Consider the following 22,075-nt stretch of genomic DNA (forward strand, 5'->3'; position numbering starts at 1 on the left):
GGGGGTGTCGGCTGCTATCAGGCGCGTTGCTGGTGGGCGCGCGCATCACGACAAATCCGGAGCGTTCGAGATAAGCGACCAGACGCTCGGCTACGAGACGCGCCATCAGCTCGGCGGCGTCATGCGTTCGCCTGCGTCCGTCGTAACACAGCGCGTGCATCAGGACTTCGGCCACGTCCGAGGTGCTGGCCGGGATCAGATCATCGCGGGCGTCCATCAGAAGACCCCCTGAAGAAACCAGTCGCCCGAACCGGACCAGGCATGGGTTCCGTCGCCTTTGCGAAACAGCCACAGGCGCAGGCCGGTCGTGGTCTCGACCTGCCAGTAGTCGCGGATCGCGCCATAGTTTTCGGCCGTGTGCCACCATTCCCCCAGCAGACGCTCAGGACCATCGGCCGCAGCAATGCGATGCGTCTGTCGCTTCAGGACGAACTGGCGGGGCGCACCGTCCGGAAGCAGGGCAGTGACCCGCACCCGGACGGGCAGATCGAACAGAATGTTCGGCCGCGCCCAGAGCATCTGGCTCGCGAGAGGCGGTTTTGCCATGTTGCCTGGAGAAACGCGAGACTGTCCGTCTTCTGGCCAGGCGGAAAACCGGGGCGCAAACTGATAGACGGCTGCAACACCAGGACGATTGATCAACCGGTCGATGAGGGTCGCGGGCACCGTGTCGACCAGACGATCCTCTGGGTCTGAAAGTACCGGGCGAGCGGGGCCGGCTTCTATGGGCTCGCTGGCGCTGATGGTGAGGGTGACAGCCTCGATGCCAAAACCGGGTTCAATCCGGGAAATCTGATTCTTGAGGAGGCGGAGGAGGCGGGGCATGTCTGAGGTCGGATCGGACGTGCCGACACGGATGGCCTGGACCGTGTTATCCACACGGACACAGAGAAAATCGATCTGCCGTGCGCCTTCGCCGCGACGTGACAGCAGGACGCAGGCTTCCGGCACGAGAGCGTCGATGACGGTCGCAATCGCCTCGGCTGTGCCGATAGGCTCGACAAGCGAGCGCGACAGGGAGATCCGGTCTCGCACCTGAACCACGCTCAGCGGTCTTGCCTGAAAGCCAACGGCTTCATCCAGACAGGTGAGAAGCTCCGCGCCGAACCGCTTGGCCAGAGGCGCGCGGGGAAGGGCTGCAAGCGCACCAATGGTTGTCAGTCCCAGACGATTGAGACGGGATGCTGTCTCCGGGGCAATTGGCAGGGCCGAACAGGGCAGCCGGTCCAGAGCCTGTTTCTGCTGACCAGGCGGGATGACGCAGGCGCCGTCGAGGCGCGAGCGTGCCAGAGCGCGCGAGGCCGCCGCGCTGTCGCTCAGGGCCAGAGAACAGGCATGACCTTTCTCGGAAAGGCGCGTCCGGACAAGAGACAGCATGGCCTCTTCACCACCATAAAGATGGGCACAGCCAGTTGTGTCACTGTACAGGCCATCCGGCGCATCCAGAGCGGGCAGGGGCGACAGCCACAGCAGCCAGCAACAGAGCTCGTGAAGAGCCGCATCATCGGCGTCAGTGTCCTGCTCGACGCACAGGAGGTCCGGCACAAGGCTCCGTGCCTGGGCCAGCGATTGGCCGGGTCTCAGGCCCGCTGCCAGCGCCACCGGATTGACGGCCGTGAGCGTCTGGCGGTTGTGCTCAGGCGCGTGCACGACAAGCGGGCGATCGGGGGGGTAATGATCCTGCTGGCAGAGCTGAAGGCGCTCGGTGCGCCAGAAAGGAAGCCACAGGGCGAGGAAGCGGCGCATGGTCAGGACAGTCGAGAAGCCAGTGGGCAGGACGTCCTCCACGCACCCGCAACAGCGAGACGGAAAGACGGCGGGGGCCGGGAAGCGGCAGAACCAGTCCCGGCAAACAGAGAGGGGCTGAAGGATGAGAAGTAACCTGCCAGCGTGTGGCGCAGGCACAGGGGTCCTTTCCGGATGAGCGGGAGACGCTGACAGAGCGCAGGAAGAAGCCAGTATTCCCGCTGCTTTCGGCAGCCAGATTCAGGCGACGCACTTCTGTCAGGGAGGGGATATGCGGACCAGCTATCACGACAAGGGCTCGCTCGGGACCGCGCAGGATATCCTCGGCCACAGCCAGAACACTGGCGTCATCGCTCTCAACGCAGATCAGGTGTCGGAGCGAGATCCCGGTCTGGTGCAGTCCCCAGGCATGGAGCTGAGGGGGGACCGCCCCCAGCCAGAAAACAGGCTGGCCACTGCGCGCGAGCAGAGGCAGAAGCAGGGCGAGGCTGGAACCAATTTCAAGCGGATCGGGCACCAGAATGTCATGCAGGCTAGCGGTTTTGAGGCCACCGCCTAGATGGTCATCGACCGGCTGCAGGCCTGTTGGCAGCACCCGGAAAATAGAGTGAGGCAGGCTCCGACGCTCGAGGCATCGGACCTGCTCGCGCAGACGCGCCAGCGCGTTCGAAGTCATGACTGTTCTCCTTGACGAGAACAGAAAGAGAACAAACGAACACAGGACGCAAGTTAATTTTTTAGAGAGATCGCTGCGTAAGACAGCGTTATCACTCCGCCCAGCAGGCTCAGAAGCGCGGCTTATCAGCGCATTCTGAGCGTTGTCAGGGTTTCGTTCGCGGTCGTCACCTCACCGATAAGGACGACCTCGTTTGACTCTGTCTGCTCGGCCAGCAGATGCGGAAGGTTGTGCACAGCGTCGGCAGCAGCCTGAATGGCCGAGAGTACACGTTGATGCTCAGGGGAGAGCGTTTCGCTGGATCCGAGTACGCTCTGAGCTTCGGAACGGATGTTCAGAAGAGCGCGGGACAGAAGGTGAAAAGCTTCGGAACGTGTAGTGCTTGTCGGTGTGGTCATGGTCGTCTCCTTTAGCGCGCCTCAGTTGCTGAGCTGCTTCAAGGAGCATTTTACCGATGACCTATGTGAGTGCGGCATGAGGCTAAAGGCTGCCGAGTGCAAAAGACCAAATCGAACTAACCGTATTCAGCCAGCATCGGGGCATAGGAATAATTAGCCAGAAAGGCGGTTCCTAACCGTGGATTTGTGGACAGCCGCCTGAAGGCGGTCACTCACGCCCCGGAGACAGCTCTGGCGAGCTGACCACAGGGCGTGGCTCTGCCCACAAGTCCACCGCACAAACAACAACAGCTTTTATTTCTTCTGAAAAGGAAACACAGGCGGACCGATCGGTGTTTTTCTTCTGAGAGCCAATTCCGAATAGGACACCCTGCTTCAGAGCAAGGAAGCGATCATGTGTAATCTGTATGCCCAGACGTCCTCACAGGACGAGATCCGCGCCATTGCGGAGGTGCTCAATGACCACACGGGCAACCTTCCCTTCATGCCCGATATTTACCCTGATTACGTGGCCCCGATTGTGCGCCACGGGCAGAACGGCCGAGAACTGGTTCTGGCCCGGTGGGGTATGCCGTCTCCGGCGTTTGCCCTTAAAGGACGCAAGGTCGACCGGGGTATCACTAATATTCGTAACACGGCTTCTCCACATTGGCGGCGTTGGCTCGGGGTGTCCCATCGCTGCATAGTGCCATTTACGGCTTTCTCGGAACAGGCGCGACAGGATGACGGGTCGTTTCATCCGGTATGGTTTGCAGCTGATGCCACGAAGCCGCTCCGCTTCTTTGCCGGGATCTGGACGTCCTGGACCTCGGTGCGCAAGCTCAAGGAAGGCGAGGTCACGGCCGATCTTTTCGGTTTCCTGACCACCGAAGCAAATGGCGTAGTCGCGCCCTATCATCCCAAAGCCATGCCCGTCATTCTGGAAAGCCGCAAGGAGATCGAGACCTGGCTGACGGCTCCCACTCCGGTCGCTCTGCAACTCCAGAGACCGTTGCAAGAGTCATCTCTTGCGGTTTTCTGACCAGATGAACGATCTAGCTCGCCATCTTTCCTTTGAGGCGGGCGATTAGCCGGGAGCTTCGCATCATGGCTTCATCTGCCTGATTCATGGCAGCAGCCAGATCCTCATAGTCGAACTGAACCGGATCCAACCGAGTTGGGGGCTGGAGCTGTGCACTCTCTTCCGCCAGAACAGACTGTGCCGTGAAAGGATCATTCTTACGCGGACGCCCGCGTTTTCGGCCGGGAACGGGTCGGTTGGGCGGTGTCACAACGTCGCGAAGGGGATCCAGTCCGGCAAGACCGAACAGGCGATGAGCCGCCCGGTGCGTGACTTCTACAACAATGCCCCGGTCCTGGAACACGCTGAGAAGCTGCAGCGCGCTTTTCAGTGACATGCCGAGACGATCCGCCAGCATGGACGCGGACACGAGCGGCTGGATCGCCAGTATATTGATCGCTTGGGGTGCGCGCGAATGCCGACGTTGCGCGCCGCATCTCTCTAGCGCCTGCCTCTTTGCTCGCTCCAGCTGACGTAAGAGGTCATGCGTCTCACGGACTTCGGCCAGAAGAGCATCGAGCCAGCAGCACAGCCAAGACTCAATTTCCCAAGGCGCTCCAGGCGTGACTGCTTCGATGCCGGTCAGGATTAAAGGCGTCCGGAGAATATCATGGGAGTACCAGTAGCGGCCTAACGCTGCGCAGAAGGGAGCACGGGGACGGCCGGACTCCAGCCAGCGATGAAAAGCGATGCCTGCATTGAGGATGGGTCCCCAGCCGGATGACTGGTCGTTCAGGAACGCTTCGGCTTCGGTAATGGCATTTGTCTGCATCTCATCCGGGTGAGCATGCCAACGCCAGAGCGTAAAGGCATGAGAGGCAGTATCCACGGTCGTGCCACGCTCGAAACTGTCCTGCCCGATTACTTTCGGAGCAAGACCATGCAGTTCAGCGACGAGATACCAGGGATCAATCATCCAGCCATCGACAGCGCAGTATCGCTGGATGGCAGTTAGGCGTTGTCTGAAGACAACAGCAGGCGTCACTGATACCGCTCTTAGCGCCTGGTCCAGGCGTCCCAGTTCGAGACTGAGACGGGTCAGTCTTTCAGCGAACGGAGGAGCAGCCACGTACTCTACGAGGCGTCGCTCTTGGAAACGTCCGCAGCATAAGAGTTCCATACGGGCTCCAGATACTCGATAAGCTCTTTCGGCAGGGGAAGGGAATGAGTGGTCTTAATCAGCCGGTCGCCTATCGGCTCGATCTGATCCATGGAAAATGGAGGAGCATCCTCTACGTCTCCGACGAAAACCGGCTTGATCAGCGTCCACTTCAGCCCGCATGGAGAAGTGTGTATTTTCTTAGTGTCTGAGTGCTGGAGATCTGCGGGCACTGACTTGGAGAGGCTAGCCTTCAGGGCCGCAAACGTTCGGAACCCGTACTGTTTGGAGAGGCGTTCGAGAGCTTGCGTATAAGACAATGTGCCAGACCGGCTTTCCTGTCGGGCCTGTTTTTTGAGTGCTTCAAGAGAAATCGTCATCTGAAATCCTCGACCGGAAAACTGAGTCACAGGGCCTGATTTGCGTCACACTCCGAACGGGACATTATGACAATGCGTCTGAGAGACTTTTCCGTTGTTTCACAGGCCGGAAGGCGCGCTATGTCTCTCGCCTCTAGCACGATAATTAGCATCTTTCATCTAGACTGAACAAGATTACAATCGGTTGATTTGATCGTTAATTGGACGTGCGAACCCCTGTTCCCAGGGTGTAGATGAGCTGCTCACCAGACTTTCACGCGGTACGACATTTTAGTCCAACCAGTGTCCCAACAAGGGGGGATTAGCTCTCTGAGTCAGTCAGGGCCACAGCGCCCTAGTTGCGTAGCAGTCGTCTGTCCATCGTCAGGACAAAATGTTGATTGCATCCATATCCGCGAACCTTTCACACAGCCCCGAAAAGAGAAAATTATTGAAAGCTTTCTTTAATAACCTTTAATAAGATTGTCTTTTCAAGTTCTCTGATAAAGGTTTGGGGCATGAAGCGAACTGAACTATCCGGTGGTGTCCGTGAGCGTCTGGTGCGTCTTCCAGCCCCTTATGAGCATCACTACGGGGTTCTTCCTCTCCCTCTTCCGGAGGAAGGAATTCCTCTTGAAGAAATCACAGCGGTGCATTCCGAAGCCCAGCTGGCATTGGGACAGGCTGATGAGATTGCACGCTCTCTCCCAGACCCTTATCAGATCAGTCGTATTCTCAGCCGCCGTGAAGCTGTCAGCAGTTCGGCGATGGAAGGAACCCATAGCACCCTGGATGAACTTCTTATTGCTGACGAAGATGACGACCAGGGGGGGCAGGTGGTTCGACAGGTTCGGGATTACGCGCTGGCTCTGGAGCGGTTCGTGCCATCGGCTCTTATTGCGGGCCGTCAAATCTTTCAGGTCGATCTGATCCAGAACCTGCATCGGAGTGTACTCGGCCATGATGCGTCCTACCGGGATACTCCGGGAGACTTCCGACAGGAGGTCGTATGGATCGGCGGCAATGGGCATATTGCCTATTCCGTCTATAATCCTCCACCGCCGGCTGAAGTCCCTCATTTTCTGAAAGATACCCTGGATTACATGCGGGAAGATGGGATGCAGATGATGACCCAATCCTTGATTACCCGGATGGCGTTAGCCCACGCTCATTTTGAGGCTGYTCATCCGTTCCGAGACGGGAATGGTCGCGTGGGCCGGCTCCTGCTGCCCTTGATGATGGCAGCTGAGAAACAAGTTCCGCTCTATCTTTCACCGTATATAGAGCTCCACAAACAGGCTTATTATGCAGCACTCAAACAAGCACAGCAGAAACTAAACTGGCTTCCTCTGATCGGCTTTGTATCGAATGCCATTGTTCAAACGGTTCAGGAGTTACGCATCACCCGTGGAGCGCTCAGAACCCTGCATGCTGCATGGTTGACCCGTCGTTCATTTCGAAAGGGATCAGCAGCGCTACGAGCGCTTGATATCCTTACGGATTATCCGGTTCTAACGGCGCCACGGCTGGGAGCTTTGCTGTCGATTACGCCACCCGCTGCTCACACGGCAATTGGCCAGCTTTGCCAGGTGGGGATCCTAAGAGAACGAACTGGCTACGCCCGCAATCGGATTTACGTTGCAGACGACGTGCTTGGCATCCTGAACCGACCCTTTGCGGAAGATCCTATCGTTCCAGGCACGGGTACCCAACTTTAATGCTGTTTCTTTGATTGTGGTCGGCGAGAAAACGAGACGCTTGTATTTTGACTTCTGGGCGCTAAAAGCTATGTCGCATAATATTTGTTATGCCAACTATAATGTTTTTCGTTCGATCCCGATTGGAGGGTTCTTCTGTGATTTCATTCCTCCGGATCTGATTGGGGGCATGGATCATGAAACAGCTTGGTTTCTTTGATGTTGAAGAGCGGCTTGCTCGATTGAGCGGACTTGGCGATCAGCTCGAAGCGTTTTCCCGGACGGTGGATTTTGAGGTGTTCCGCCCTGATCTGGAAAAGGCCCTGGCTTATTCAGATCAGGGCGGCCGTCCGCCGTTTGATCCGGTACTGATGTTCAAAATCCTGGTGATCCAGACGCTGAACAATTTGTCTGATGAGCGGACAGAGTATCTGATCAACGGCCGCCTGTCATTCATGCGTTTCCTTGGCCTGGGGCTGTCGGACCGTGTGCCGGATGCCAAAACACTCTGGCTGTTCCGCGAGCGTCTGACCCAGGCGGGGACCATTGAAAGACTGTTTGACCGATTTGACGCGACCCTGCGGAACGCGGGTTATCTGCCGATGTCGGGCCAGATCCTGGATGCAACACGGGTGGCTGCTCCGAAGCAGTGCAATACCAATGCGGAGAAAGCTGATCTGCGAGCAGGAGGTATTCTCGAAGACTGGCAGGACAAGTCCGCAAAGCTGTCGCACAAGGATCGTCATGCACGATGGACACTGAAGTTCACGAAGGCGAAGCGGCAGGACGATGGAACCATGCCACCCAGCGATCTCGCCAACCCGTTCTTTGGCTACAAATCACATATCTCCATCGACCGGAAGTTTCGGTTCATCCGCAAATGGAAGACGACGCATGCCGCCGCCAGTGATGGCGCACGATTGAGAGAGGGGCTTCTGGATAAAACCAATACGGCCTCAACGGTGTGGGTCAACACGACCTATCGCTCAAAAGCCAGCGAAGACTTCATGGGCAAAGAGGGTTTTGTCTCAAAGGTCACAGAAAAAAACCGCATCTCAAACCGATGCCCCTGCATATCCAGAGATCCAACGCGGGAAAATCGGTGATCCGATCCCGCGTTGAGCACGTCTTTGCCGATCAGAAGTCACAGACAGGATTGTTCATCCGGACCGTCGGCATCACCCGAGCCACCATGAGGATCGGGCTCGCCAATATCGTGTCTACAACATGCGCCGCTTCCTCTTCCTCGAAAGATTGAACGCGAGCGCATAGCTATCCAGCGGGGGACAGCCCCTGATCTGCTCAAAACGCTGATCAAAAGCAACCCCAAAGAACCGTCAATCAATACGTCAAAAACCAGAAATTACGGGCCAAGACATATCAATAAACGGCTTTTCGATTTCTCCGATTTTCAAATCCGCCAATTGGACGTCATTTCAACGCCGCCACCAGCCTCTTCGCCAGATGTAGCCGCGCGGAGTCCAGAACCAGCGGCCCGGCTCCCAGACATAGCCTCGGCGTGGCAAGGGCACCATTTCGTAGGGTGGCACCGGTGGTGGGGGGCGAATGATCGTGACGGGAGGTGGTGCAATCACGACTGGCGGAGGTGGCGGCGCGACCACGACTGGTGGTGGAACGACAACTGGTGGTCCAGCATAAATCCACGGCCTGGCCTCCGCCGGAGCCGCACTCAGCATGGTCGCGGCGAAAGCCACGGCCAACAACTTCCATCTGACGCTATCAGGCATTGTTCTGGTCCACTCTGAACACGCGATGATGCTTTATAGCATGATGCTCGTGAAATGGGCATCGGTCCGTCTCACTCGCGAAGACGCGCAGGCAATGAAGACGCGAACGATAGAGGACGCCCAAACCTGCCCTTTTGCATTTTTGATGCCTCTTGACACCATGCATGGAGTTCCCAGATTGAATTTGCCGACCGCCGAAGGGGTCGGCAGACAAAACCAAGAGTTTTGATCTTATGTCCATGTTGCTCAAAGGAGGATATGGCTATGAGAGCCACCGTTGATTTTGCTCCCCTGTTCCGTTCGAGCGTGGGCTTTGACAGAATGCTCAATGCCCTTGATCTCGCCGGTCGAATTCCGACGGCCGATAACTGGCCACCTTACGATATCATCAAGACCGGTGAGGATGATTACCGCATCGACATGGCCGTTGCCGGACTTGCCGAGAACGACCTTACGATCACACAGGAGCGCAATACTCTTGTCGTGACAGGACGAAAGGCACCGGAGCCGCAAAGCGCCGCCGAATATCTCCATCGGGGTATTGCGGGCAGAGAATTCGAACGCCGCTTCGATCTGGCCGAGCATATGAAAGTCACCGATGCGCACTTCGAGAACGGACTTCTGTCCATTACCCTGAAACGTGAGATACCCGAAGCGATGAAGCCGCGTCGTATCGCGATTACGTCCTCTACAATACGTGCGGAGGAAGCCGTGCCCCAGATCGAGGCGCGGAAAGAGGCAGCCTGATGGCGTGACGAAACCTCTCCCCCGGCCATTCATCCGGCCGGGGGAGAGTCTCGAAAGGTCATGAGCATGAAGAGGATGAAAATATTTCTGCCGTGCGCTGCTCTGGGCTTGTCTCTACTGGGCCAGTCGGACGCACATGCTGCTGATCTTGCACGGGCGGCTGCAACATCGTTCGATGCGAGGGCGACTGAGGGACCGTCCACAGTCCCCAAAACCGGATCTCGCACTCATTACGAAGACGGCACAGGTGATATGCTGGTCGACAGCTTGAACGCAAGCCAGTTGGATCAGAACTACAAGGGGCCGGTCTATTATCCCGGACAACCCGTTCCGCCGTTCCGGCCCATCGACGCAGATCATCTGGTACCGTCAGGGCCAGAGACGGCGAAGAAGACGTCCTCATCGCACGGGACGTAATGGGGCTTTGAGTAAAGGCGGCGTTATAGACCGCCTTTACCTCGATTCTTCAGGATGAAGACCGTTCAGGCGCGCAGCGGGCCGCAGGATTATCTTCGAGAGGCGCCTGTTCCCTGGCGTCGCGCGCGACACGCGCATCCTGCTCGCGAACCAGCCAGTAGACGATGCCCAGAGCCAGAACAGCTGCCGAGAGAGCGAACAGTTCCATGGCAGTCACATCATGCAGATCCAGCAGGATGAATTTGCGGGCAATCGCCAGGAGGGCGATCAGGACGATGGTTCTCACCCGGATGACGTTCTCATGCTGGGCAAGAACGACCAGCAGGGAGTGCTTGAACTCAAGAGCGATGATAACAGTAAAGATCGCGCCAAAAATCGCCTGGAAGATCGTCTGGTTGATCGGATCGATCCCGACATCGACGACCAGATGCCATACCGCGCCGATCAGATGAATCGTCGCTATGGCGGTTACCAGCATGATGAGCGCAATCAGGGTCAGAATGATCGCCTGTTCAAAACGCTCGTAGAATGTCAGGCCCCTGAACAGCTTGATGAGGCGGGACCAGTCCCTGCTCTGCCAGGAACGTTTCATGGAGAGGTCTTCCATAGCCATTTTACCATCTATGAATTGCGTTATAGTTCCCACGTGGATCTGGTTTTTTCTTTTAGTGATGGAGAATGTCCCCATGCAGGACACGTTACGGATCGTGGGCGCTCACCGCCCGTTCGAACCGCCTCCGCTTCCTTCTCGGGAGAAGGAGCACCGCCCGCCTCCGGCGTCTGCATCTGACGAAGAGGAGCCACCAATCGATCCGGACAAGGAAGAACTGGTCGAACCGCTTGATCCTTCGGATGTGGATGCGAACCCCCATGCGGATTGAATCAGTCTCCGGAAGGGCTCGTGGCCCTTCTGGCGCGCATCCGGGTCAGAGCCGGTGCCAGCGTGGCAGACGACAGGACAATGTTCTGGCATGATCTCGCACGGCCTTTGGCAAGGCCGATGTCAGCTGGTTTTCGAGGGCTCCCAACGACCAGCCCAGGGCCTTGGCCATGTGCGCGCGGTCAGCGACAGGCAGGAGTTTTCGGACCACGGCGACGGTCGTTGCTTCCGGGTCTGACGCGGTTCTCCAGCGAGAAACCCGATCGTAAACCCGGTGGTCAGCCGCCCGACGCATGAGGCCGTCATATCCCCGATCTCTTTCCTCGTCGCCAAGATAGTCGGCCAGCAGGACCGCCAGTTCTGTGCCGATCTGAACGGTCGGAAGCGACATAATTCTGTTCGGCCTGTCCGTGTGAAGAGTCATGATGCAGTCCTCAGGCTGGCGCGCGTGTCGCCCGATGTCAGAGCCGTCGCATCCAGAGGGCTGACGCTCAAGCCCGAAACAGTGGCGGTGACGTCGACATGCACGGACCCGAACAGATGGAGGAGGGCGCCCTGAGGCGTATAGGTGCCCTTGACGGCTGCCGAGGTCCGGCCGTCCATAAGGGGCGGGTCGACAAGGACCGGGCACCCGGTCTGCCGGCCCAACATCTCGATGGCGCGGTCCAGTGGCATGGATGGAATGTTCACTGGCTGCTTTTCTGTCCCGCACGACAGCATACCCTGCGGCGCATGAGCCGATGTCGGCGAGGCTATTCCGACCAGCAGCATGAGGACGAGACCGACAGCGACGTGTGGTCTCTCCCTCTGCCGAAGGCGCCGAGGTTGCTTGGTCGTCTGTTCCGCTCGCTCCGTCTTTCCCGCGGAGTGCGACCAAACTGGCCGCATTGTCCCCAGTGAACGGGGCACGGGGGGATGGTTATTCCAATAGTCCTGAAGCGCCTTCAGGTTGAGAAAATGGATAAAACTCGACATCTCCCTGTTCTCTCTGCTTTCGACCTCACCTTCAGAGACGCGGGGCCTCCGATGGAAGGCCCCGCTCCACCCTCTCATTCGTGCGGTCGTTCCAGAAAAGACGGCGTTTCCGCTCGGATAAGGCGTTTCTGATCTACCCGGCGCGGTCAGTGCCTTACGCCGCGACCGGAACTGGCGGTGCGGCTCTTGCCCGCATGGGAAGACGGAACGCGAGATCAGAAGCCAGGGGATCACACCCGGCAGGGGCGACCGCGCCCGCCTGGACCAGGCGTTCCAGCGTGGAGCGAAGTCTGATCCCCGGTATACCGGTATGGGCCACCAGAAATGTTAGCGTCACGCCACGTCCGTCATGACCCAGGCGGCGGAGCACGGAGAGGACACGCGGAGCTAGCGGATCGTCTCCGAAAAGGGGGCGCGTTACCATGATACGCCTCCCTCCAGTCGGTTGCGCCATCTCCGGGCGGCTGTGCGCAAGGAGCGGCGATAGCGGGAATAAAGTCCTTTCAGTGTCGACATCCACATCCTCCGATTAAAGCAACATGGATTCCAGTTGTCCGGCTCAGGGAGCCTATGCCGGACCCCATGGCGTCCGGCGAAAGCAAGATTGGAAGAGATGCTTGCCTCGTCAAGAGGGCACGAAATGCAGATTCTTTTTCATGAATAATTTTATTATTTATGTTTGTATTTATTTTCTGCGGCGGTGTTGCGGGCAAAAATTACATGGGTTTTGTTGATTTCCGTTAACCATCATGGCGATGATCGCAGAAAATCAATATATTTTCCTTCTATGATGGTGGCCTGGGATTTTTGGGCCACCACCTGGCTTATAGAGCGCTTCCAGCGTGTCCGTTCGTCGGGACTTCCGTCCGCATCTCGACGGCGGGGGTGAGAGCCTTGGAACCAGTCTTTTGATCTCCGAGATTGTCAACTGCCATCGGCGCGGGGAGCGTCGCACAGGACTTGCTTCCGGTGCGTGACACATGAACGATTGGCGCCGCCTGACCGTTCGATGTGATCGTGATCGTCTGCATACAGGCGGTGGGTCCACCGGTGCTGACCGTTTCGAAACGCTGCCAGGACATGCTCTGCTTCGGGAGGTCGTGACCAACAGCCGGAACGGCGCGCAGGACGCCGTCCAACTGCGAGGCCAATGTCCGATCGGCCGCCTCCATGAGAGCCATATTGCGTGCCATCATGCGATCAACGGCCTCGAACATGTCGATATCGGGCATTGCCGCTGTCGTCGCGATGCCCTGGACCGGGACCAGGATACCGACCTGGTGTCCCCGTGCGTCAACGACGCGCAACGCATCTTGAGCCTGCGCAGGCAGTGCAGCCGCGCAGCAGGCCAGTGTAGCAACAAAGGCGCCGGCCTGAATCATACGAGAAAAATGCATTTTGGAATCCTCCGTGTCTGTTAAGCAGTGTCGGACGACGGCAGGAATATGGGCTGGGTAAATAGCGCTAGCAAGAGGTGGAAGAAGCAGGCGTCAGTCCGTGATTTCAAGCTGTGCCAGATCGGCAATCCGTTCCGGTTCGGTCGGCTACCATCCCAATGCCTACCGGGTCAGGACGCTAGAGGCGGCCATGTCGAAGCCTGCGAATATCGCAAACTGCCCGAAAAACGCAGGTATTTCGTCTGCTGAGAGGGAACGGACCGGTAGATCCAGACGGCGGTCGAGTGTCTCGACGATATCGCGCATCGCCACGCCCTCTTCGGTCACCGTATTCCAGGCAGAACCCGTTGCGCCCTTCTCGATGGCCAGCCGGTAAAGGCGGCCGACATCCAGAACATGCGCTGCAGGCCACAGATTACGCCCCTCGTCGACATATGCTCAGGTCCCATTTGCACGAAAAATCTCGATCAGCGGCTTGATAAGCCCCTGCTGCCGGGTCATGGACCTGCGGCAAACGCACCACCGAAGCACCCGCTGATACCATCAAGCACATTGATCACCCAGTTCTCGACTCCTTCGCCTTCGAACACTCGATATTCTCGGTCGACGGCCGACCGGACCTGACCCTGGTCGTCTATAATCCGGCAATGCCGGCGGACGCCGACAAACTCAGAACCGTCCTGTCTCACCGTAACGAAGCTGATGAGTAATCCGGCGGACACAGCGCACCATGCACTGCCTGTTTGGGGTTATCGAACAGGCCGGTCGCCCCGCTATCAGCGGTGCCGCGTTACCTCCGCTCCTTAGCAACTGTGTTTAAGCGGCGGAGCTAATGCGCCATGGCAGGCCTGTTTTGAGGACGGCGTTGGCGATTGTGATGAGACACCGTGCGATAGCGACGATCACCAGTTTATGTGGCTTGCTCCGCTGTTTCATGCGTTTGGCGACAGCTCTCAGAACAGGATTATGGCAGGCAGCTGCCAATCCTGCTTGGAACAGGACGTGACGGAGAGATCTTCTTCCTCCTGAAATGACACGTTTCCCCCGCATCGCGCCACTATCGTGAGCCATTGGTGCAAGTCCGGCCATGGCAGCAGCTTCTGTCGCCGTCATACGGCCGAGTTCCGGCATTTCTGCGAGAAGCATGGAGACTGATACCGGGCCGATACCAGGAATGGAGCGGAGAAGTTCTGCTTTCGCGGAGAGTTCTTCTGCCTCTGCGATAACGCTTTTAATCCGTTGTTCGAGCTCGCTGATCTGGCTTTCGAGAAATGCTTTGAGACTGCTGTCCATGTCCTCCAGTTCAGCGCTCACACCCTGTTTGCGGCGCGCCGAAATCTGGGCAGAAAGCCGTTTACGTGCCTCCACCATCTGAGCTCTGCGCACCGTCAGTGCCCGCAGAAACTGGAGTTTTACATCCGGCAGTGTTCGTCCTGCTTCTGGACGAAAAGCCATAAAGCGCGCAATCAATTCCGCATCGATCTGATCGGTTTTCGCGCGTTTCCCCATGGAGAGTGCGAAAGCTTTGATCTGTGCAGGAGGCAACTGGACTGCATTGAGTCCCATACTGATGAGAAGACGCCAGAGTGCCCATTCCTGTCCACCGGTGGCTTCAAACCCAATTTTGAGACCGTCCGGCATACTCTGAAGAGTTTCCAGTAATCTGGCATGGCCATCAGGTGAATTCTGAAAACGAAATCTCTGCTTTTCTGGCAGGCAAAAGCCATCGAGCCAGTCTCGGGACACGTCTATTCCAATGACGGTTTGCGCAGACATATCACTCTCTCTTTCTTATGTTCGCGGTCCCGAAAGCGGGCCGCCGTCAACTGTTCGAGACGGTGAAGAGAGGCGAGATCAGCCTGCTAGAAAACGTGGTCAGGCTACCAGGTGTTAAGCGCTGTATCTCACCTCATGAACGCCCCTGGCCAGGGGCGTTCATGAGGTCATCATAACAGGCTGGAAACACATAAGGTGTTTGGTCCCGGGGTTTGATGAGGTGGATTGATAATGAATTTTTTTGGCTCTGAAGTCGGGATTTCACAGACATATTCGTAAGGCCACTCAAGCGTCTTGAGCCTTCTCTCGAAGTTATAGGCCGCCATGAAGTCGTTGAGGTGTTTCTTTAGCTGCTTATGGCTGTCCTCAGAAGTGCGTGCGCTCATTGATTACCTGTCCAGCTGGATTTCCGAAGCATGTATAAGCGTTGCGCTTCAGCGTTAGAGACGTCCGTTTCCGGATAACGGAATTAATAGTGATGATGTCCTATATGAGGCGTCTGTCGCCTGTCCGCTTCACGTTTTTTGAGCGGACAGGCAGATCAGGGGGGAAACGGAATGTCGGCAGTTGGGCGGTAGGACCGGAAAATCGGTCATTCGCGCAATCGATTTTCACGATACAAATGGGCGTCTCCTGAAGATCACCTACTTCGTCGGGGAGAGCTGCCCGCCCCGTGAGACGCCGCATATATGCACTATATATGCACTCGTCATGCCAGCGATAGGTTCATGGTCAGTGCCTGAGGGACGGAGCAGAAACTGCGGCTGGCGCGAGGCTGAAGCGCTATTTCTTTTTGGAGGAAATTGCTTCAGACCGCCTCCGTTCTTTTACTTTGCCTTCGTAAAGGCATCGCGCAGGAAATGCGTTGCCTGGGCGATTGCGGCGGTGGATGCCGGCGTCTTGGCGAGCGCATTGAGCATAACAAAATCGTGGATCGTCGCGTTATAGCGGGTCGTTATGACAGGCACACCGGCTTCGACCAGGCGTCGGGCGTAGGCCTCGCCCTCGTCACGCAGGACATCGTTTTCATCTGTGATGACTAGCGCTGGCGCCTGCCCGTGCAGGATGGAGTCCGGCGTGTTCAACGGCGAGACATGCGGCTGGGCGCGGTCAGTGCCGGCAGGCAGATACTGGTTCCAGAAATAATCCATGGCTTTCGCTGTCAGCCAGGGGCCACCGGCGAACTCGCGATAGGATCCATCATTCATCGCGGCATCGGTTACCGGATAGAATAGGATCTGGGCTACGGGCCTGGGTCCATGCCGCTCCGCAACGAGGGCGGAGACGACCGCAACCATATTACCGCCGACGCTGTCTCCGGCGATGGCAATGCGGGATGGATCGATCCCGAATTCGACCGGATGACGAGCGACATACTCCAGAACCGCATAATCCTGCTCGATCGCAGTTGGATAACGCGCCTCGGGCGAGCGTTCGTAATCGACGAAGATCACCACCGCACCGCTGCCCGCCGCCAGGTCGCGCACGAGGCGGTCATGGCTGGCTGGGCCGCCCATCACCCAACCGGCACCATGATAATACACGATGGCGGGCGCATGGTTCGGGGCGTCGAGCGGGCGATAGATCCGGATGCGCGTGCTGCCGGTCGGGCCAATGGGAAGCACGCGATCGGTAATCCGAGCAGAGGGAGCGGTGACCTTCACCGACGCCTGCGCGCCGTCCAGTAGCGCACGGGCATCGTGCGGCGACAGCGACGGGATGGCCGGGGCGTGGGCGTCGGCGAGGCCGTTGAGGAAATGCTGGGTCGTGGGCTCTAGCACGGGGGCGGCGAGCGCGGGGGCAGCGGCAATAGCGGTAGCCAAGGCGATGGCTGTGGAGAGGCACTTCATGATGGAAAACTCCGTATCGATCAGGCTGCGATCGGCCTGTGAGGCACACTCAATATCGTTCGCGATATTATCGCTCAATATCAAAATATGCATGGCTCCCATGCATTAATATCGCCCAAGATTTGATATTGTGCGATATAATGGCCCTACTTATGGAGGACGATATGAACGAAGACCCATCCACACCTGATCTGTCGAATTTCGTGTGCTTCTCGCTGTATGCCGCGAGCCACGCCTTCAATCGGCTATACCAACCGCTGCTCGAGCCGCTCGGTCTCACCTATCCGCAATATCTAGTAATGACCGTCCTGTGGGGCAGTGACGGCAGACTTGTCGGCGAAATCGGATCACAACTCGATCTGGTCAGCTCCACCCTGACGCCGTTGCTCAAGCGGCTGGAGGGCGCTGGCCTTGTGGAACGCACCCGCGACCAGAAGGACGAACGACAGGTGCGCGTTCGTCTGACGGAGGCCGGTCGGGCCCTGCGCGTTCAGGCCGAGACGATTCCGGCTTGTGTGTTAGCGGCGACCGGGCTGTCGATCACCGAACTGCGGGACTTGCGTAATCGGGTCGACCGGCTGCGCCAAGCCGTCAGCTCTCCGCGTGCCCCGGGCTGCAAGTCCGACGATCATTGAGCCTGTCACCCGTCAATAACCATTTCCAGAGAGACTGGTCTTGAGTTCCCCTACGCCCTAGCTGTCAGGTTGTGAGACGTCATTGGCGTAAACCATGATACGGTCGACGTCGTTCATGATACTGACTTCTGTCATAGTTTTATAGCTTAGATTACGCAGACGTGGTCTCTGCCTGAGGCGCTCGGCGACTTTGGCGGTAGGCGAAAGGCCGCCCAGAACTCGCTGTCGGCGCAGGTTATAGGCGTGATTGAACCCATGCAGCAGGACTTCGAGATCCGTGTGGTGTGCGACGTTGATCGGCAGAACCTCGGTTGCGATGCGACCGTTGAACCGCTCGACCATCCCGTTCGTCTGAGGGGAATACGCTCTGGTTCGCCGACGATCGACATTCTGACAGGCTTTCTCGAAGGCGTCTGCAGTGAAGCACGAGCCTCGGTCGGTCAGGATATGCGTGATCCGGAAAGGAAAGGCGGTTTTGACGGTCTTTAGAAAGTCGACGGCATTGGCAGCATTCTCGGCGTCGTAGACGGCCAGATGCACGAAACGTGAGCAGCGGTCGATCGCGACATACAGGAAGCGTTTACGGGCCTCGCCATCTTTGGTTTGCAGCTTCGGCAGATGCTTCACGTCGATATGGAAATAGCCCAGGTCGTAGTCCCGGAATGTGCCGTCGCCGCGCACGGGACAAATTTTCTCCTTCGGCGGCCGTCGGTTGAGCCCTGCGTCCTTAAGAATACGCCAGACGCTATCTCTGTTGAGGTGAGGCAGGAAGTGCCGCAGCACGAACGTCAGGTCATCGAGCCCGAATTCGGTGGCGCGACGAAGATGGCAGACAATCGCGCGCTCTTCCTCGGTCGTTTTCCAGGCCAGTAACCGGGGCTTACTGCTTCGATCCGTGCATCCCTCGGCTCCACGGCTGCGCCATTTGCGCACCGTCTCGTCGCTGACGCCGAAGCGTCGCGCCAACACCCCGGTCCCTTCCATCGAGCGTGCGATTTCGGCCCGGACGACAGGTGTGGTGCGGGCTTGCGGATGGATCTGATGCATTAACAATCACTCCGGCGTTCAACGTCAAACCAGGGGGCGTAAGCGGCAATAGCCCACGATACGCCGTCCCAATGACGTCTCACAACCTGACACCTAGGCAGTTGCCGTCATTATCCAAGATCTAACAGACCATAGGCGTCTGCCTCCCCAGTCGGAGGTCTATCAACAGCCTGTCGCTGGATGACCAAGATGATTTTTGCCATAGATCGCGCTGACCGGAAAATTTGTTTGAAAGGCGAGATGGACGTTTCTCTATACCAATCTACCAATAATAAAAAATGCAAAATAATTACTGATATTTTTAGATATACATATTAATGAAAATTAATATTCTAGAAATTAAAATATCAAACGACCGATATAATATTATTATCCATTCTATATTGAAGTATAATAGAAATATCTCTCATCGCTTTCTCAACGTCATCTATATTATCTATACTCCCTAAAGAAATTCGAACATTTTCTGATGTAGAGCCGCACACTGCAAATACACTACTCGGTAGAAGCGCCAACCCTCTATGATGAGCATAGGCGACGAAGTCAGAGCTGTTCCACCATGAAGGAAGATGTAGCCAGATATGTGGTCCGTTTGGGTTCATTCCAGGACGATCACCCAAGATATTTCGGGCAATAGACTGTCGAAGACGTAATTCGCTTTTGATGCCAGCAAGAATAGTCCCTGCTAGTCCAGACTGCATCCACCGAAGAGTGAGAGCGCTGAGCAAACCGGCATTAGTTAAAGAAAATGCCCGTACTGCGGTGATAAAACGCTGATGAATTTCGGGATTTGGAAGGGCAACATAGGCTGTTCTTAATCCTGGGCTGAGAACCTTGGCGAGCGTAGCAATATAGATAACGCGCCCACGTTCAAGAGCGGATAATGCGGGAATTGGGGTATCCAGAAGCAGGCTATAAGGGTCGTCTTCAATGACATAGATGCCTGCGTCATGCGCAATTTTCATAAGGGACTGACGCCGCGACAATGGCAGCGTTATCGTTGTCGGGTTCTGGATGGTTGGGGTGCAGTATATCGCCTTGGGACAATGTATCTGACACGCTTCTTCAAGCGCTGCAGGCAGAAAGCCCTGTTCGTCTCCGTCCACACCGACAAGTAGAATTCCAAGCTGGTTCGCGACAGCACGGAGTCCAGGATATGTCATTTTTTCGGTGAGGATGATATCACCTGGCGAGGTCAGAACACTGAGCGCAGCTGCAATCGCGGTTTGCGCTCCAGGTGTAACTACAATTTCATCAGGACGCCTGTGGCCTATGAGCGGTTCAATCCATTTTGCTCCTTGGCAGCGTTCATCATAAGTCCCTCCAGTTACCCGGTAGGACATAAGGCTGCTTATGCTCTGACTTTTGAATAAGGTTTGAAAATCAGCCTGCATTGATGTTGCAAGAGAAGGTCGGTTTGGCACAGGGGGCAAGTTCATCGTCATATCGACAATACTTGTCCTGCTAGCCTGCCATTGTCTGGTGGACGCTCCTATTCGGATGAATGTTCCGCGACCGACGGTGGCGTCAACCAACCCGATCTGATGTGCCTCCCGAAAAGCACGGGTGACAGTGGTAAGGTTTGTACCAAGGGAGGTGGCAATCATCCTCTGAGTGGGAAGACGATCGCCCTCTCGCAATACACCCTGCTGGACTGACAATACCAAAGCCTGAACAATGCCTTTGTACAATGGGCCCGTGGTCTGTTCTACAATCTCGCGCCAGCTTCGTAGAAGTTCGTGCGTCTTCATTACTTATTTTCCGGAGAAAGGTCATAAAACCACTTTCGATTACGGAGAATAGATTTTCTGTTCAAAGGTATATCCTTAATCGTTCTATCCCCCGGACCCCAGCCTTCCGGTGTTTTAGAGGACGAACCGCTGACTTCAATGAGGGCCAACATAGCCCTTTTGATTTCCTCGATATTAAACGTCAGACGACGGTCCAGACTAAAGTGCCATCTGCATCGAGCTTGCTTGTCGACAACAACTGCAGCTTTTGCATTTGCGACGCCATATGCTTTGAAAACTTCTGCTGTCGGATCCTCGCCAATCATTGTGGTGACTTCGCGTCCGTACACCGCCTGAATAGCCTTTATCCAACCCAAATTTACATGGATACTTGATTGAGAAATTAAAAGAACGTCGATATTGTTTTTAGCGTAAAAATCTGAGCATCCATCAATATTCATAATATCCTGGGTATCGGAAACTGAGAATGGCGAAGGCAGAAATACAATTAATTTGAAAGTCTGCTGTGTTGGCTCGAAACCATATTCACCTTCGGTGGTCCGCAAAGAAAATGCCGGACAGTGTTCATCCAGCCGCATCATGCTTTCCGGGAGAATCTTCCAAGCGTCACAAACATCCTGTCGAATACAGGGCCGATGAAATAACCGATCATGATGGAAGCAAATGTCAGAGGCCATGCCCATACACTATATGGCATGAACCAAGGTTGCCATTGGAAGACAGAGAGGACGGCAATCACGATCAAAACAAATCCCCATAATGATGGCGAAATCAAAGGAGAGAAGTAACGACCGTAGATTCCGTTATTTTTTTCTGAAATAACCTTTGATATACCAATATGGTAACAAAAAATCATCGAAGAAACAAAAGTTCCGAAAAGAGCTAGCCAGCTGGTATGAAAATAACCTCTACTATCAATGGAGGTATAATATAAAGCTAAAGCAACATAGACATGAGCAAGAAATAGACCAAGTGTCATTCCAATAAGTCTATTTTTTAGAATTCCTTCGGCTTCCGCATTTGTGTTTAGATAAACTTCCTCTGGGGTTATTTCATTTTTTTTCATGGTTATACTCGCTTTATACGGTTTTCCGGATGTAAATTTGAGGGTCTTAGAGAAAGAAGAATTAACTTCTGACAGTATTGTATGCTTATTTGATGATATTTTCAAATCTTTGAACCCATACAAATTCTAATGTATGCCATACAAAGAGGTTCAATTTATGTGATTTTCCCAAAAAAAAGGGTACAATCAAGAAATACCTTTTCGAGAAGATTTTTTATTTTAAATAACCGACTGAAAACACTTTATAATATACATTAAAATTAATTAACCATAAAATGGTATTGTTCCATTTAGCCTCTCTCTCAGACTCTGTGAGAAGACTGAAAATGAGTGATTTTTGGGCTGACGGATGCCCATATTCAGATGGAGCATCTACGGTCCTTTTCTCAAAAAATCATGATGGACCCACGTTGATGACTGCCGGAAGTTGAGCCGCATCATTCTTGCCAATCAAAATATCCTGCTTTGGCGTGATACGCCTTGAGAGTGTGATCCAGATATAGTGTTTAGTCCCGGGATTTGATGGGTTGGATTGATGATGAATCTTTCTGGCTCTGAAGTCCAGATTTTGCAGACGTATTCGTAAGGTGTGAGACCGTTCAGGGTCTTGAGCCTTCGCCCGAAATTATAGGCTGCCATGAAGTCGTTGAGGTGTGTCCTCAACTGCTCATGACTGTCGTAATGGAAGCGTTTGACGGTTGCTTCCTTGATTGTCCGGTTCATCCGCTCAACCTGACCGTTCGTCCAGGGA

27 protein-coding genes and 2 pseudogenes are annotated in these 22,075 nt (G+C 55.6%); 9 read left to right on the forward strand and 20 right to left on the reverse strand.

The genetic code is table 11. The features are described 5' to 3' along the window. The first annotated feature begins 4 nt into the window (after window positions 1–4). Complete coding sequence (locus tag KP708_RS11865; RefSeq protein ID WP_215751274.1) at window positions 5–232, forward strand: hypothetical protein; 228 nt, start codon at window positions 5–7, stop codon at window positions 230–232. On the opposite strand, the gene KP708_RS11870 is transcribed toward KP708_RS11865, so the two are convergent. The 3 genes from KP708_RS11870 to KP708_RS11880 all read right to left on the reverse strand — a co-directional run bounded on the left by KP708_RS11870 (window position 217) and on the right by KP708_RS11880 (window position 2,820). Further along, window positions 217–1,746, reverse strand: a complete 1,530-nt coding sequence (locus tag KP708_RS11870) for a DNA polymerase Y family protein (RefSeq protein WP_252347576.1) — start codon at window positions 1,744–1,746, stop codon at window positions 217–219. The genes KP708_RS11865 and KP708_RS11870 overlap by 16 nt on opposite strands. Beyond that, window positions 1,637–2,422, reverse strand: coding sequence for an ImuA family protein (locus KP708_RS11875; RefSeq protein WP_010505267.1), 786 nt, complete (start codon window positions 2,420–2,422; stop codon window positions 1,637–1,639). Before KP708_RS11875 ends, KP708_RS11870 begins: the two co-directional genes overlap by 110 nt. Window positions 2,423–2,547: 125 nt before the next feature. Beyond that, window positions 2,548–2,820: a hypothetical protein gene (locus KP708_RS11880; RefSeq protein WP_010505268.1), complete on the reverse strand. Its 273-nt coding sequence runs from the start codon at window positions 2,818–2,820 to the stop codon at window positions 2,548–2,550. A 394-nt stretch (window positions 2,821–3,214) separates the two neighbouring features. On the opposite strand from KP708_RS11880, the gene KP708_RS11885 reads away from it, so the two are divergent. Beyond that, complete coding sequence (locus KP708_RS11885) at window positions 3,215–3,841, forward strand: SOS response-associated peptidase (protein ID WP_010505269.1); 627 nt, start codon at window positions 3,215–3,217, stop codon at window positions 3,839–3,841. A gap of 13 nt (window positions 3,842–3,854) precedes the next feature. Here KP708_RS11885 and KP708_RS11890 read toward each other — a convergent pair whose 3' ends face one another. Together KP708_RS11890 and KP708_RS11895 are read right to left on the reverse strand one after the other, a co-directional pair. Further along, a complete protein-coding gene (locus KP708_RS11890) occupies window positions 3,855–4,949 on the reverse strand; it encodes a hypothetical protein (RefSeq protein WP_010505270.1) in 1,095 nt (364 codons plus the stop codon). Between the two features lie 5 nt (window positions 4,950–4,954). After that, a complete protein-coding gene (locus tag KP708_RS11895) occupies window positions 4,955–5,359 on the reverse strand; it encodes a glyoxalase superfamily protein (RefSeq protein ID WP_010505271.1) in 405 nt (134 codons plus the stop codon). 497 nt (window positions 5,360–5,856) lie between these two features. Between KP708_RS11895 and KP708_RS11900 the strand changes: the two genes are divergently transcribed. Next, window positions 5,857–7,056, forward strand: coding sequence for a Fic family protein (locus tag KP708_RS11900; RefSeq protein WP_215757188.1), 1,200 nt, complete (start codon window positions 5,857–5,859; stop codon window positions 7,054–7,056). A 173-nt stretch (window positions 7,057–7,229) separates the two neighbouring features. Continuing rightward, window positions 7,230–8,307: pseudogene (locus KP708_RS11905) on the forward strand (IS5 family transposase). 164 nt (window positions 8,308–8,471) lie between these two features. Here the strand turns inward: KP708_RS11905 and KP708_RS11910 are convergent. Beyond that, window positions 8,472–8,750: a hypothetical protein gene (locus KP708_RS11910; RefSeq protein WP_226993314.1), complete on the reverse strand. Its 279-nt coding sequence runs from the start codon at window positions 8,748–8,750 to the stop codon at window positions 8,472–8,474. Here KP708_RS11910 and KP708_RS11915 point away from each other — a divergent pair. The 3 genes from KP708_RS11915 (at window position 8,731) to KP708_RS11925 (ending at window position 9,947) form a co-directional block, all read left to right on the forward strand. Next, a complete protein-coding gene (locus KP708_RS11915) occupies window positions 8,731–9,012 on the forward strand; it encodes a hypothetical protein (protein WP_010505641.1) in 282 nt (93 codons plus the stop codon). The genes KP708_RS11910 and KP708_RS11915 overlap by 20 nt on opposite strands. A 35-nt stretch (window positions 9,013–9,047) precedes the next feature. Continuing rightward, on the forward strand, window positions 9,048–9,530 hold the full coding sequence (locus KP708_RS11920; protein ID WP_010505640.1) for an Hsp20 family protein: 483 nt from the start codon (window positions 9,048–9,050) through the stop codon (window positions 9,528–9,530). Window positions 9,531–9,605: 75 nt separating this feature from the next. Next, entirely contained in the window at window positions 9,606–9,947 is a 342-nt protein-coding gene (locus KP708_RS11925) for a hypothetical protein (RefSeq protein ID WP_039792568.1), read from the forward strand. A gap of 49 nt (window positions 9,948–9,996) precedes the next feature. Here the strand turns inward: KP708_RS11925 and KP708_RS11930 are convergent, their stop codons facing one another. After that, window positions 9,997–10,554 carry a phosphate-starvation-inducible PsiE family protein gene (locus tag KP708_RS11930; protein ID WP_010505638.1) on the reverse strand — a complete coding sequence of 186 codons (558 nt, stop codon included), beginning with the start codon at window positions 10,552–10,554 and terminating at the stop codon, window positions 9,997–9,999. 79 nt (window positions 10,555–10,633) lie between these two features. Here KP708_RS11930 and KP708_RS11935 point away from each other — a divergent pair, with 79 nt between their 5' ends. Beyond that, on the forward strand, window positions 10,634–10,828 hold the full coding sequence (locus KP708_RS11935; RefSeq protein ID WP_010505636.1) for a hypothetical protein: 195 nt from the start codon (window positions 10,634–10,636) through the stop codon (window positions 10,826–10,828). A 45-nt stretch (window positions 10,829–10,873) separates the two neighbouring features. Here KP708_RS11935 and KP708_RS11940 read toward each other — a convergent pair whose 3' ends face one another. The 8 genes and pseudogenes from KP708_RS11940 to KP708_RS11975 all read right to left on the reverse strand — a co-directional run bounded on the left by KP708_RS11940 (window position 10,874) and on the right by KP708_RS11975 (window position 16,918). Further along, window positions 10,874–11,251: a hypothetical protein gene (locus KP708_RS11940; protein WP_010505634.1), complete on the reverse strand. Its 378-nt coding sequence runs from the start codon at window positions 11,249–11,251 to the stop codon at window positions 10,874–10,876. Further along, complete coding sequence (locus KP708_RS11945; protein WP_252347578.1) at window positions 11,248–11,802, reverse strand: hypothetical protein; 555 nt, start codon at window positions 11,800–11,802, stop codon at window positions 11,248–11,250. Before KP708_RS11945 ends, KP708_RS11940 begins: the two co-directional genes overlap by 4 nt. A gap of 154 nt (window positions 11,803–11,956) precedes the next feature. Next, on the reverse strand, window positions 11,957–12,226 hold the full coding sequence (locus KP708_RS11950; protein ID WP_010505630.1) for a hypothetical protein: 270 nt from the start codon (window positions 12,224–12,226) through the stop codon (window positions 11,957–11,959). A 400-nt stretch (window positions 12,227–12,626) separates the two neighbouring features. After that, the gene (locus tag KP708_RS11955; protein WP_010505628.1) at window positions 12,627–13,199 is read right to left on the reverse strand and encodes a hypothetical protein; all 573 of its coding nucleotides are present in this window, start codon (window positions 13,197–13,199) and stop codon (window positions 12,627–12,629) included. A 162-nt stretch (window positions 13,200–13,361) separates the two neighbouring features. Further along, window positions 13,362–13,526 (reverse strand): hypothetical protein, encoded by a 165-nt coding sequence (locus KP708_RS15835; protein WP_226993316.1) that lies wholly within the window; start codon window positions 13,524–13,526, stop codon window positions 13,362–13,364. 489 nt (window positions 13,527–14,015) lie between these two features. Beyond that, window positions 14,016–14,975 (reverse strand): IS110 family transposase, encoded by a 960-nt coding sequence (locus tag KP708_RS11965; RefSeq protein ID WP_010505624.1) that lies wholly within the window; start codon window positions 14,973–14,975, stop codon window positions 14,016–14,018. A 170-nt stretch (window positions 14,976–15,145) separates the two neighbouring features. Beyond that, window positions 15,146–15,340: pseudogene (locus tag KP708_RS11970) on the reverse strand (IS481 family transposase); the annotation flags it as partial. Window positions 15,341–15,802: 462 nt separating this feature from the next. Then, complete coding sequence (locus KP708_RS11975) at window positions 15,803–16,918, reverse strand: alpha/beta hydrolase (protein ID WP_010505622.1); 1,116 nt, start codon at window positions 16,916–16,918, stop codon at window positions 15,803–15,805. Window positions 16,919–16,965: 47 nt separating this feature from the next. Between KP708_RS11975 and KP708_RS11980 the strand changes: the two genes are divergently transcribed. Next, on the forward strand, window positions 16,966–17,460 hold the full coding sequence (locus KP708_RS11980) for a MarR family winged helix-turn-helix transcriptional regulator (protein WP_082204536.1): 495 nt from the start codon (window positions 16,966–16,968) through the stop codon (window positions 17,458–17,460). Between the two features lie 57 nt (window positions 17,461–17,517). Here the strand turns inward: KP708_RS11980 and KP708_RS11985 are convergent, their stop codons facing one another. From KP708_RS11985 to KP708_RS12005, 5 genes are all read right to left on the reverse strand, one after another. Then, a complete protein-coding gene (locus KP708_RS11985) occupies window positions 17,518–18,507 on the reverse strand; it encodes an IS481 family transposase (RefSeq protein WP_010505746.1) in 990 nt (329 codons plus the stop codon). Window positions 18,508–18,854: 347 nt separating this feature from the next. Then, window positions 18,855–20,258 (reverse strand): PLP-dependent aminotransferase family protein, encoded by a 1,404-nt coding sequence (locus KP708_RS11990; protein ID WP_010505745.1) that lies wholly within the window; start codon window positions 20,256–20,258, stop codon window positions 18,855–18,857. Further along, window positions 20,258–20,839, reverse strand: a complete 582-nt coding sequence (locus tag KP708_RS11995; protein ID WP_226993318.1) for a redoxin domain-containing protein — start codon at window positions 20,837–20,839, stop codon at window positions 20,258–20,260. Before KP708_RS11995 ends, KP708_RS11990 begins: the two co-directional genes overlap by 1 nt. Next, window positions 20,836–21,324 carry a hypothetical protein gene (locus tag KP708_RS12000; protein ID WP_010505743.1) on the reverse strand — a complete coding sequence of 163 codons (489 nt, stop codon included), beginning with the start codon at window positions 21,322–21,324 and terminating at the stop codon, window positions 20,836–20,838. The genes KP708_RS11995 and KP708_RS12000 overlap by 4 nt, the downstream gene beginning before the upstream one ends. Before the next feature lie 450 nt (window positions 21,325–21,774). Then, on the reverse strand, window positions 21,775–22,075 hold a 301-nt coding region (locus KP708_RS12005), incomplete at its 5' end, for an integrase core domain-containing protein (RefSeq protein ID WP_215751276.1).

Source organism: Gluconobacter sp. P5H9_a, assembly GCF_018812085.1.
Taxonomy (GTDB): domain Bacteria; phylum Pseudomonadota; class Alphaproteobacteria; order Acetobacterales; family Acetobacteraceae; genus Gluconobacter.

Excerpts from the sequence above, each read along its gene's own strand:
- KP708_RS11875 (WP_010505267.1), bottom strand. The coding sequence starts at position 2,422 with ATGACTTCGAACGCGCTGGCGCGTCTGCGCGAGCAGGTCCGATGCCTC.
- KP708_RS11990 (WP_010505745.1), bottom strand. The coding sequence starts at position 20,258 with ATGAAGACGCACGAACTTCTACGAAGCTGGCGCGAGATTGTAGAACAG.
- KP708_RS11980 (WP_082204536.1), top strand. The coding sequence starts at position 16,966 with ATGGCCCTACTTATGGAGGACGATATGAACGAAGACCCATCCACACCT.
- KP708_RS11950 (WP_010505630.1), bottom strand. The coding sequence starts at position 12,226 with ATGGTAACGCGCCCCCTTTTCGGAGACGATCCGCTAGCTCCGCGTGTC.
- KP708_RS12000 (WP_010505743.1), bottom strand. The coding sequence starts at position 21,324 with ATGAAAAAAAATGAAATAACCCCAGAGGAAGTTTATCTAAACACAAAT.
- KP708_RS11935 (WP_010505636.1), top strand. The coding sequence starts at position 10,634 with ATGCAGGACACGTTACGGATCGTGGGCGCTCACCGCCCGTTCGAACCG.
- KP708_RS11975 (WP_010505622.1), bottom strand. The coding sequence starts at position 16,918 with ATGCATATTTTGATATTGAGCGATAATATCGCGAACGATATTGAGTGT.
- KP708_RS11885 (WP_010505269.1), top strand. The coding sequence starts at position 3,215 with ATGTGTAATCTGTATGCCCAGACGTCCTCACAGGACGAGATCCGCGCC.
- KP708_RS11895 (WP_010505271.1), bottom strand. The coding sequence starts at position 5,359 with ATGACGATTTCTCTTGAAGCACTCAAAAAACAGGCCCGACAGGAAAGC.
- KP708_RS11965 (WP_010505624.1), bottom strand. The coding sequence starts at position 14,975 with ATGTCTGCGCAAACCGTCATTGGAATAGACGTGTCCCGAGACTGGCTC.
- KP708_RS11920 (WP_010505640.1), top strand. The coding sequence starts at position 9,048 with ATGAGAGCCACCGTTGATTTTGCTCCCCTGTTCCGTTCGAGCGTGGGC.
- KP708_RS11955 (WP_010505628.1), bottom strand. The coding sequence starts at position 13,199 with ATGCATTTTTCTCGTATGATTCAGGCCGGCGCCTTTGTTGCTACACTG.
- KP708_RS11940 (WP_010505634.1), bottom strand. The coding sequence starts at position 11,251 with ATGACTCTTCACACGGACAGGCCGAACAGAATTATGTCGCTTCCGACC.
- KP708_RS11985 (WP_010505746.1), bottom strand. The coding sequence starts at position 18,507 with ATGCATCAGATCCATCCGCAAGCCCGCACCACACCTGTCGTCCGGGCC.
- KP708_RS11925 (WP_039792568.1), top strand. The coding sequence starts at position 9,606 with ATGAAAATATTTCTGCCGTGCGCTGCTCTGGGCTTGTCTCTACTGGGC.
- KP708_RS11880 (WP_010505268.1), bottom strand. The coding sequence starts at position 2,820 with ATGACCACACCGACAAGCACTACACGTTCCGAAGCTTTTCACCTTCTG.
- KP708_RS11915 (WP_010505641.1), top strand. The coding sequence starts at position 8,731 with ATGGTCGCGGCGAAAGCCACGGCCAACAACTTCCATCTGACGCTATCA.
- KP708_RS11930 (WP_010505638.1), bottom strand. The coding sequence starts at position 10,554 with ATGGAAGACCTCTCCATGAAACGTTCCTGGCAGAGCAGGGACTGGTCC.
- KP708_RS11945 (WP_252347578.1), bottom strand. The coding sequence starts at position 11,802 with ATGTCGAGTTTTATCCATTTTCTCAACCTGAAGGCGCTTCAGGACTAT.
- KP708_RS11995 (WP_226993318.1), bottom strand. The coding sequence starts at position 20,839 with ATGATGCGGCTGGATGAACACTGTCCGGCATTTTCTTTGCGGACCACC.
- KP708_RS11870 (WP_252347576.1), bottom strand. The coding sequence starts at position 1,746 with ATGCGCCGCTTCCTCGCCCTGTGGCTTCCTTTCTGGCGCACCGAGCGC.